Source organism: Citreimonas salinaria (genome assembly GCF_900107235.1).
GTDB classification, from domain to species: Bacteria; Pseudomonadota; Alphaproteobacteria; order Rhodobacterales; family Rhodobacteraceae; genus Citreimonas; species Citreimonas salinaria.
The window spans coordinates 1-9806 of the sequence record NZ_FNPF01000034.1; the positions used below are offsets into that span (position 1 = coordinate 1).

Annotated in this window: 7 protein-coding genes and 1 pseudogene; 5 read left to right on the plus strand and 3 right to left on the minus strand. The window is 60.0% G+C overall.

The annotated features are described in order from the left end of the window. Positions 1–498 precede the first annotated feature (498 nt). Both BLW27_RS19820 and BLW27_RS19825 read left to right on the plus strand, forming a co-directional pair. Positions 499–867 (plus strand): DUF6481 family protein, encoded by a 369-nt coding sequence (locus BLW27_RS19820; RefSeq protein ID WP_089886377.1) that lies wholly within the window; start codon positions 499–501, stop codon positions 865–867. 268 nt (positions 868–1135) lie between these two features. Continuing rightward, on the plus strand, positions 1136–2155 hold the full coding sequence (locus BLW27_RS19825; RefSeq protein ID WP_089886379.1) for a chemotaxis protein CheB: 1020 nt from the start codon (positions 1136–1138) through the stop codon (positions 2153–2155). A gap of 210 nt (positions 2156–2365) precedes the next feature. Here the strand turns inward: BLW27_RS19825 and BLW27_RS21545 are convergent, their stop codons facing one another. From BLW27_RS21545 to BLW27_RS19845, 3 genes and pseudogenes are all read right to left on the minus strand, one after another. Then, positions 2366–2536, minus strand: coding sequence for a hypothetical protein (locus BLW27_RS21545; protein ID WP_218141186.1), 171 nt, complete (start codon positions 2534–2536; stop codon positions 2366–2368). An 18-nt stretch (positions 2537–2554) separates the two neighbouring features. Beyond that, complete coding sequence (locus BLW27_RS19835) at positions 2555–4318, minus strand: PAS domain-containing protein (RefSeq protein WP_177178015.1); 1764 nt, start codon at positions 4316–4318, stop codon at positions 2555–2557. Positions 4319–4718: 400 nt separating this feature from the next. After that, positions 4719–6166: pseudogene (locus BLW27_RS19845) on the minus strand (chemotaxis protein CheB); the annotation flags it as partial. A 230-nt stretch (positions 6167–6396) separates the two neighbouring features. On the opposite strand from BLW27_RS19845, the gene BLW27_RS19850 reads away from it, so the two are divergent. The 3 genes from BLW27_RS19850 to BLW27_RS19860 all read left to right on the plus strand — a co-directional run bounded on the left by BLW27_RS19850 (position 6397) and on the right by BLW27_RS19860 (position 9501). After that, positions 6397–7299 (plus strand): extracellular catalytic domain type 1 short-chain-length polyhydroxyalkanoate depolymerase, encoded by a 903-nt coding sequence (locus BLW27_RS19850; protein WP_089886386.1) that lies wholly within the window; start codon positions 6397–6399, stop codon positions 7297–7299. Positions 7300–7474: 175 nt separating this feature from the next. After that, positions 7475–8590 (plus strand): endonuclease/exonuclease/phosphatase family protein, encoded by a 1116-nt coding sequence (locus BLW27_RS19855; RefSeq protein WP_089886388.1) that lies wholly within the window; start codon positions 7475–7477, stop codon positions 8588–8590. 95 nt (positions 8591–8685) lie between these two features. After that, on the plus strand, positions 8686–9501 hold the full coding sequence (locus tag BLW27_RS19860; protein ID WP_089886390.1) for a formate/nitrite transporter family protein: 816 nt from the start codon (positions 8686–8688) through the stop codon (positions 9499–9501). The last annotated feature ends 305 nt before the right edge of the window (positions 9502–9806 follow it).

A 9806-nucleotide genomic window follows, 5' to 3' on the forward strand; every position in this document is an offset into this window, starting at 1 on the left:
GTTGCCATGCCGGGCTTGGGCGTCTCGGATGGACACGTCTGACCGCTGCTCCTGCTCGATGGCGGTTCACGACTCGGGCCGCGCCGCTCTTGTTGGATGAATACTTTTCACAGATGAGCGGCCGTGCGAAAGGAGCGATCCGGTGCGTCAGCAAGAACCCGCCATCGCCTCGTGGCGCTGGCTGCCCAGCAGGAGCGCAAGGCAACTCCACGGCGCACGAAAGTGGCATCGGCGGTGGCGAAGCCGCGCGCAGTGACGCTGGGCATCCCTGAGGACGCCCTTAGGCGCGCCAGCAAAGGCGGCTAGGCGCTGCGGATCTCCATCGCCGGGAACGCGGATGCCTTTCGCTTGGGACCTCGATCTCGCTCCCGTCCTCGAAGCAAGGTACGACAGATGCCTTGCGAGAGAACACGTCGTTGCATAGTTCGTCACGATCATTCAGGCCCGCGCAGAGAGGTCTGACGGTCAGAAAGACGACATTCCTAGCGGGAAACAGACATGAGAAGCAAAAAAGACAACGATTTCGCCGACCGCCGTAGCGCCGCTGCCGATGCAAAGGCTGCTCGCCTTGACGCGCATCGCGCCGCCAGGGAGGCCGCGGAGCCCGGCCGTCTTGCACGTGAGGAAGAGCGAGTGGCTGTAGCCGCGGCCAGGGACGAACGGCAAGCGGAACGCGCCAGAATCAAGCTGGAAGAGCAGGAGCGTGCAGTCCTAGATCAGGCGGCAAACGACGCAGCCGCCAAGGCCGAAGAAGCCGCAGTAGCCAAGGCTGAGCAAGACCGCAGCTCTCGCGAGGCCGAAGACAAGGCCGCCCGAAAAGCAGAACGCGACCGGCGCTATGCCAACAGGAAAGCCAGACAGCGGTAGCACCAGGCCGGCGTCGATACTGCACAAGCGCCCGCGCACCCGGCACCTTTTAAGTTTGCCTGACGCCCGGACCAATTCCTAGCCACGACATTATAAACGTCGACGCCGCGGATCGGTCGGCGGACAGAATACGTGTTAACTATGGAAATCGCCGTGGCGGCCAGTTTGCACCGTGCGCCGGTCCTTTCGGCGATCCGAGGCACCCGGGGACCTTTGTCCAATCCGTCGCGTTGTAGCCCTGATAACTTCACTCACACCCGCAGGTCCCATGCCTCGTTCTCCGATCATCGTGATAGGCGCTTCGGCAGGCGGTGTGACCGCCTTACGCGTCTTGACGGCGGGCTTGCCGCGCTCGGTTTGTGCGCCCATTCTCGTTGTTCTTCATGTCGGCGCGCATCGGAGCGAACTGCCTGCGCTTCTGAACTCGACCGGAACGATCCCAGCCAAGCACGCCGAGGATGGCGAACCAATTCTTCCCGGCCACATCTACGTAGCCCCCTCCGATCGCCATATGGTGGTCGTCGATGGCGTGTTGCGCCTCGTCAGAGGCCCGAAGGAAAATTGTGCGCGCCCGGCGATCGACCCGTTGTTCCGCAGTGTAGCCGACCACTACGGACCGGGTGCCGTGGGCGTGATCCTAACTGGCAGGTTGAATGACGGAACGCTTGGACTGATGGAGATCAAGCGCCGCGGCGGGATCGCCATCGCGCAGGACCCGAAAGATGCAGCTTATCCCGGAATGCCGCGTAGCGCGGCCGCGCATGTTTCGCTGGATTACTGCGTGCCGCTTAGTGAAATATCCGAATTGTTAATCAAGCTGGTTGATCGAAAGGACGGTAAGGAGGTTGTCATGCCGAACACTTCTACCGGGACGAAAGGCACGGGGACCGACGTCGCCGATGGCCGGAAATTCGAGCGGCCTGTCACGGTCACATGCCCGGATTGCGGTGGTGCGTTGAACCGCTTCGAGGTCGGATCAATTGTCAAGTTTGGCTGTCACATTGGCCACACCTATACAGCTGAAACGATGGCAGCGGCGCAATTCGAAGAAATGGAAAAGGTCATGCGGGCCGCGGTGCGGTTCCTCAACGAACGGGCCGAATTTTGCCTGCAGATGGCCGACCGAGACGGCGCCACTGACCCGGACGCGTCCGGCGAGTGGCTCGACGCGAGCAAGCAGGCGCTGGACCGGGCCTACAAGCTTCGAGACCTGGTGGAGCAGGACTGGCTTACCCCCGAGACATCCAAAGAGTCTGCCTTGGCCAATGCCGTGCGCGATCGCCCCTGATTTTTCGGCTTGGCCGCTTTTTCGCGTTCAAGGCGGCGGGACTTCATCAGTGTACGCGCCTATCAAACGCCAGTGTGATGATCTTTTCCAAGTCTGCCTGCGCGAAGGGCTTTCGCAGCAAGCGGCAACTTTGGAACCCTTCTACAAGGGCTTTGGCCCCATATCCCGTTGCAAAGGCAAAAGGAACACTGCGGTGACGCAGAATCCCGGCTACAGGAACACGTTGCTGTCGAGAACTGCGAAGTCGATCTCCGTTTCGCGGGCCAGCGTCATAGCCACCTCGACCCGCGCGGCCTGGGCGACGACCTCGTGCCCCAGCGACATGAGGAGGTCTTCCAGATGCATCGCAAGCAGGAATTCAATCTTCGACGACCAGGACACGCTTTGCTGCCTGACCACTCAACCTGTGCCGCCTTCCGTCTGGTTGTCTGGCATGGGGGCATCGATCTTGCAGACTATGCCGGACGCTTCGTAGGCAACTTCCACTTTTCCACCCAGTTCCGCCGCAAGCACTTGCTGCACCAAGCGCGAGCCAAATCCCGTGCGCGAGGGCGAGACGACAGGCGGTCCGCCACTTTCTGTCCAGGTCAGGATGAGCCGACGTTTGCTGGCGTTGCCCGCAAGCCGCCAGATGATCTCGATGCTACCGCTTTCGTTCGACAGCGCGCCATATTTGGCGGCGTTTGTGGCGAGTTCGTGCAGCGCCATCGCCATCGAAAGTGCGTTACTCGGGGTCAACCAGAGCCGTGGACCGTCAATTCGGAAACAGTCAGACCTTGCAGCAAGAGGTTTTACCGTATCCGTGACGATGTCTCGCAGATCGGCGCCGGCCCAATTTTCGCGGGTCAGCAGGTCGTGCGAATTTCCCAGCGCGACCAGTCGAGCGCCGAAGTCGGCGCGGGCGTTCTCCACTGACGTGGCGCTGCGCAGCGTCTGCGACGCGATCGCCTGCACAGTCGCCATCACGTTCTTGATCCGGTGATTGAGTTCGTTAACCAGAACCTCGCGGTGCTCGTCGAAACGCTTGCGTGCGGTAACATCCTCGATCGCGATCAGGATCAAGTCGTCGAGGCCGCCCTCCTGGGGCAGCCTGCACGCGTTGAGCATCATGGACTGCCGTCCCAAGTGGTGCAGATCCTGTTCGACCTCAAAATCGACGATGTCCTCGTCCGCTGACAGGACTTCGTCCAGCAGGCTCCGCAGCGGCGGGTTATTCCATTCCCCTGTGCCCAGATCGAAGATCAGCCGCCCCTTGGGCTCTTCCTCGAAAACGGCGAACAATTCGCGGAAAGCCCTGTTCGCGGTCTGGACACGCAACTGCTTATCCAGAACCAGCAGCGGATGCTGGACAGTCCGCACGATCGTTTCAGCAAAAACGCGTGCATCATTGGTTGCATCCAAGGCTCGCTTCAGGTCGGTGATGTCGCTGAACGTGACGACGACGCCGGCAATGCGATTGTCCCGCGTGCGATAGGGAAGCACGCGGCGCAGATACCACCTGCCCGCATCGCTTGGGACTTCGACCTCGACGGGGGAAAGCTTTTTAAGCGCTGTTTCCATATCCTCCAGTAAGGATTCATCCGTAAACTTGCGCGCCAGATGAGCAATTGGACGGCCAATATCGGTTGCGACAAAACTGAAAAGATCCTTTGTCGCGGGGGTGAACCACCGGATACAGAAGTCCTCGTCCAGGAACAGCGTCGCAATTTCCGATCCGGCCAACAAGTTGTTGAGATCGTTGGTGGCAGATTCCAGTTCGCCGATCTTGTGCTGAAGCTGACCATTGACGGTGTTCAGCTCCTCGTTGAACGACTGCAATTCCTCCTTCGAGGTTTCGAGTTCCTCGTTGACCGACTGAAGCTCTTCATTGATCGAGGTCAGTTCCTCGTTCGCCGCCTTGAGTTCCTCGTTGGTCGTCTCCTGGTGTTCTATGGTGTTCTGAAGCTCGGCGCGGGCGGCCTTCAGCTCCGCCTCCAGCGCCTGTTCGCCGGCCGAGGCATCATGGTCGCCGGACGGAGCCGCCGGTTCGGGATCATGCCGCAGCGCCGCCGGGACGAAGGTGACCAGAAGCGGCGCGTCCTTCTCCGACGCAGGCAGGGGCATCACAGTCATTGTCACTGGCCGGTCGGTCTTGCCCTCGCGGATGCGGGCGTCGACCGTCACGCTCGCCTTTTTCTTCGACGCTTCGCGGATTGCGGCGCGCAACTTGGCGACCAGTCCGCCGCGGGCCAAGGTCAGCAGATCCCGCGTCGGTTCGCCGGGCGGGTTTTTCCAGATAATCTCGCGTCGTGCCGTGGAAATAAAGAACGCGACCCTTCCGGTCGATCAGAACCGAGGCCGGGGCGAAATGGTCCAGCAGGGCGTGCCGGGCCAAGGCCGCGGCCGAGACATTCTGCTCGGGCGCCTGCGGCGAAAGGCGTTCAGCGCTGCGCGGTGCCGGCTGGTTGCGCGGCGGCGGATAATCGATCAGGTCATGCCGGGTCGTTCCCGACCTACGGTATATGCGCCATTTCTTTGACACTGTTTCGAACAGGTCATCGTGACGCCCGACTGTTTCCGCGTTCCCGAGAAACAGGTGCCCTCCCTGTCGCAGCGCAAAATGGCACAGCGCGATAATCTTCTTCTGCGCATCTGGTTCAAGATAGATCAGGAAGTTGCGACATGAAACCAAGTCGAGACGCGAGAAGGGCGGATCGCGCAGCAGATTGTGCGGAGCGAACACGACAATGTCGCGCAACTCCTTGCTGACCTGGTACGAACCGTCGAGCTTGTCAAAAAACGTGCCAGCCGTTGCTCAGGAAAGTCGGACAAGGCCGCGGCCGGGTAAATGCCGGCGCGCGCCTTGCGCAGATTGTCCTCCTGCGCGTCGGTGGCGAAAACTTTCAGGTCAAAATACTTCCCCGCCCTCTCGGCAATCTCGGTCACTAGCATGGCAATGGAGTACGCTTCCTCGCCGGTCGAGCACGCCGGCGTCCACACTCGGATCGACGCGCCGCTGGCGCGCTCGGTCACAATCGGCGCGACAACCAGTTCGGCCAGCGCCCTCCAGGCCTCGGCGTCGCGGAAAAATCCGGTGACGCTGATCATCAGGTCGCCGGCAAGTGTGCTGACCTCATCGGGATTGGAGCGCAAGTGATCCAGGTAGTCTTCCAGCGTCGCGATGTTCTTTAGACCCAGGCGACGGTTAACGCGGCGTTGGAGCGTCGCGCGCCTGTACCTGCGGAAATCATGCCCGCCCCGCGCGCGCAGGATGTCCAGCACCTGCCCCAGAGTCGCCTTTTCGTCCGACGAGGTGTCCTGGATCTCAGTGGGGGCCGCAACGTAGCCGTGGCCTATGAAGGCCCGCAGGACTTCGGGCATCTCTTCTGGCGGTAGAACATGGTCGGCCAGGTCCGCTATGATCGCGCTTCTAGGCATGCCGTCGAATTCCGCGCTCTCGGGCGACTGCACCACACTCATGCCGCCTTCGGCCCGAATATCGCGCAACCCCTCGGTACCGTTGCATCCCGTTCCCGAGAGCACGACCGCGATCGCCCGTTCCCGCTGGTCCTCGGCCAGCGATGAGAACAGCACATCCACAGGATGACGTTGGCCGCGCGGCTCGGTCGGCTGCGTCACGTGCAGTGCGCCGCCGCTGACCTTCAGGTCGGAAGCGGGAGCGATGACGTAGACGTGGTTCGCCGCGAGGCGCATCCTGTCCTCGACCTGAACCACCGGCATGGCCGTGTGCGCAGCCAAAATGCGGGCTAGGTCACTTTCTCGGTTCGGATCGAGATGAAGCACGACCACGAAGGCGCAGCAGGTGTCGGCCGGCATCACGTCGAAGAAGCGACTCAACGCTTCGATTCCGCCAGCCGAAGCCCCGATGCCCACGACTGACGTTGCATCGATCTTGGGCGCACCGCCGCTAGCCGAAGGGCCCAAAGCCTGATCGTGCTCAGCTGAAACGGCGGGCTTTGGCTTCGCCATGCCTACTGCGCGTTTGCTTCCGTCTTGGGAACGATCCGCCATGCCTGCCTAACCTTGTGGGTCGTGTTGATGGGGTATCGAAACGAGCTTGGGTACCGAGTGAACACTCTTTCTAAAAATCGACAGCCATCAAACGAAGATGCCGCGCGGCTCTGACAGCAAGCGTCGCACGCCCGGTCGCTCGTGTGCAACCTCTGGAGAATTATTGCTGTAGCGGGAACAGCGGTCTGTCAGTGACGTTCCCAAGGCGGTGATCGGAAGCAGGAACGCCAATGAATGCACTTCACAACACCAATCGCCTGTCTGCCTTGGCCTCCTTCGGGACCGACCCAGGGTCGTTGAAGGCAAGGACCTATGTCCCAGCAGGCTTTCCCGAAAATGGCCCGCTCGTAGTCGCGCTACATGGCAGTACTCAGTCGGCAGAGAGCTATGACGTCGGTTCCGGCTGGTCCACGCTTGCGGCCGAATGCGGTGCCGCGGTGCTGTTTCCCGGCCAGACGCGTGCGAACAACGCCCTGGGCGGGTTCAACTGGTTCAAGCCTGGGGATCTCGACCGGGATGGAGGCGAGGCGCTCTCGATCCGCCAGATGATCGGGCAGGTCGTCGACGACCACGGCATCGACCCGTCGCGCATCTACATCACCGGGTTGTCTTCAGGCGGCGCCATGGCGTCAGTGATGCTTGCAGCCTATCCCGAAGTCTTCGCGGGGGGCGCGATCATCGCGGGTCTGCCCTACGGCACCGCGCGAACACTGACGCAGGCGATGTTTCGCATGAAGGGGTACGGTGGCCTTTCGGATCGCAAGCTCGACGCGCTCGTGCGCAAGGCCGCGAAACCGGCCGGACGCTGGCCGACGATCTCGGTCTGGCATGGCGGCCGCGACACCGTCGTCGACAGCTCGAACGCGGATTCCATCGTCCGTCAGTGGCAGAACATCCACGAGGTCGAAGGACCGCCCACCCGGGTCGAAACAGTCGATGGTTTTCCCCGCCAGGTCTGGTGCAACGCGGAAGGGCGTGCCGTCATTGAGGAATTCATCATCGGCGGCATGGGGCACGGCACTCCAATCAAAGCAACCGGAGATGGCGGCTTGGGCGAGGAAGGAAAGTACATGCTGGAAGTGGGTATATCCTCGACCCGCCATATCGCGCGTTTCTGGGGCCTGACGAAGTAGCTAGCAGATGCAACTTTTTTACTTGTAGTGCGTTGAGTTTCAATATTCGAATTTCATTCACACCGAAGGGCGTATCATGCCACGAGCCGCCTCCGGTATAAAAACAACCAATGCAGGCGGCGTCATCGCTGCCTGCCGGATGATTGGTAGCCGCCGTGTATAGAATTGATAGTCCTTGAAAAAGCGTGGCAAGGAGAAATTGAGCGCATGCGCAGCGAGGCTTGTGCTAAGCTTTGTGGTGGCTTTGGCTACGGTAACATTCCTGCCGTTGATCGACACCAACACGTGGTGGATTAGATATCTCGACTTTCCGCGCGTCCAAATTTTCTTTTGCCTACTTATTTTGACCGCGATCGCGATCATTCTTCGATCTCAAATCAGCAAAGTGGGAACGATCGTTGTTGGAATTGGGTTACTTGCTCTCGGACATCAAGCCTTCAAGCTCTATCCGTTCAGCTCTCTTTCTGCCAACGCGGCTGAAAGCTTTGACACTTGCAGCACTGGCAGTTCCTTCACACTTCTGATCGCGAATGTGCGGAAGCGGAACGAAGATGCTGCGGCCTTCCTTAATGTTGTTGAGGCTGTAAACCCGGACCTATTGCTGATCCTGGAGACGGATAACTGGTGGGATAGAAGTCTTCAGTCGCTCGACGATCGCTTTCCGGAGAAGGTCCAATTCATCCCGGAAGGTCACGGTGCTTTCGGAATGCATGTCTTCTCAAGGCTGCCGCTGATCAACCCCGAGTTCCAGTTCCTGTTCGACGGCTACACGCCGATGGCCGTCATGGGCGTAAAACTGCGCAGCGGCGCAGTGGTGCAGTTTGTGGGCGTTCATCCTCATCCGCCACTGGCTTGGTCGCAGCCGACGACGCTCCGCGACGCATCGCTTCTGCAAGCGGCACTGCTGGCCGGGTCCTCGCCATCGGCAACGATCGTAGCCGGGGCTTTCAACTCCGTTCCTTGGGAACCCGTCACTCGGCGAGCCGCGCGGATCGGCCGATTGCTCGACCCCAGGATCGGGCGCGGCATCATGCCGACATTTAGGGTCGACAGCTCCCTGATTTCTTGGCCTCTGGACCAGATCCTGTTTCAGGAGGAGTTCGGACTGCTTGAATTCGGGGTGCTACCTGCGTTCGGCTCGGATCATTATCCAGTCACTGCAAGTCTCTGCCACGCTCCCGGACGAGATGGTCTAGCGGCTGCGCCTGAAGCCAATCCCGGCGATATCGCAGAAGCCGAAGATTCGATCGAAGAAGCCAAGGTGGTGGGGGCGACGAATGACGGGGAGTGAAGCCTTGGCTACTCCACAAATATTCGCCCATCGAAGTTTGCGGCAGCGAATTTTCCAACAAGTGGCAATGACCACAGCTTTTAAGGGTGGATACCGTGTCTGAGAATGAGGATCTTGAGAACCGTAAAGAAGCTCAGGTTCATGAGCATGAGAGCGCTTCATCATCAGTCATCTTCGAGGCGATCCGACGTGCAGGCGAACACGAGTTTTTGCGACCCGTAAGCGCGATCTGGTGGTCGGGGGTCGCGGCAGGGCTTGCAATCAGCACATCGGTTTTGTGCAAAGGGTTTCTGGTTTCGATCCTGCCTGAAGCGGATTGGACACCCGCAGTCTCTAACCTGGGCTACACATTCGGTTTTCTCATAGTGATCCTCGGGCGGATGCAGCTGTTCACAGAGAACACGATCACGCCCATATTGCCCCTGTTCCTTACGCCCACTGGGGCGAAGCTGCTGCAGATTGGCAAGCTTTGGGGCATTGTTTTTGCAGCGAACCTTTTCGGCTGCATGGCAGCAGCTCTCGTATTGGTCTTTGGTCATATCGTGCCCGAAGTGCGGCTCGAAGGTATCCTTTCGGTTTCGCGTCATTACGCCGAAGCGACTGCCTTCAATCATTTTGCCTGGGGCATACCCGCCGGCTTCCTTATCGCAGCGCTGGTGTGGGTCCTTCCTCGCATGGAAAGTGCCGGCGAAATTTTGTTGATCGTGATTGTCACCTATGTGATCGGGCTCGGCGGGTTGTCACATGTTGTGGCCGGTTCGACGGAACTGTTCATTCTCGTCTTGCGCGGCGAATTGGGCATTGGCTCCGCTGTCCTCGGTGGGATACTCCCTGCATTTTTCGGAAACGTCCTTGGCGGAACCGGCATATTTGTTGCTTTGACCTATGCGCAGCTGCGCGCGGAAATCTGATCAGGTGATGCGCTCGATCCCTGATCGTCGAAATATATGACGGGATGAACTTCGTGTCATGGCAGAGACGCATGCTTTAAGTCAGCGTCAGGCCCGCCGTCATAGAAACGGTCACGATGCATACCAAATTCGCTCGGCGCGACGAACCGCCGTAGCGCGTGGCCGACCGCCAGACCCCAATGGGCGCAACGATGTTTTACGGCTCCGAGCGGCTTTGTTGCGCAAAGAGGGTGAAGCGCGAACCTCCCCTTTCCCCGGACGCACTTATCCCACGGGTTCTGTGACAGGTATGCCAAGCGCGGTGT

Bases quoted from the DNA above. Each gene is read 5' to 3' on its own strand.
- BLW27_RS19820 (WP_089886377.1), top strand. From the start codon at position 499: ATGAGAAGCAAAAAAGACAACGATTTCGCCGACCGCCGTAGCGCCGCT.
- BLW27_RS19825 (WP_089886379.1), top strand. From the start codon at position 1,136: ATGCCTCGTTCTCCGATCATCGTGATAGGCGCTTCGGCAGGCGGTGTG.
- BLW27_RS19850 (WP_089886386.1), top strand. From the start codon at position 6,397: ATGAATGCACTTCACAACACCAATCGCCTGTCTGCCTTGGCCTCCTTC.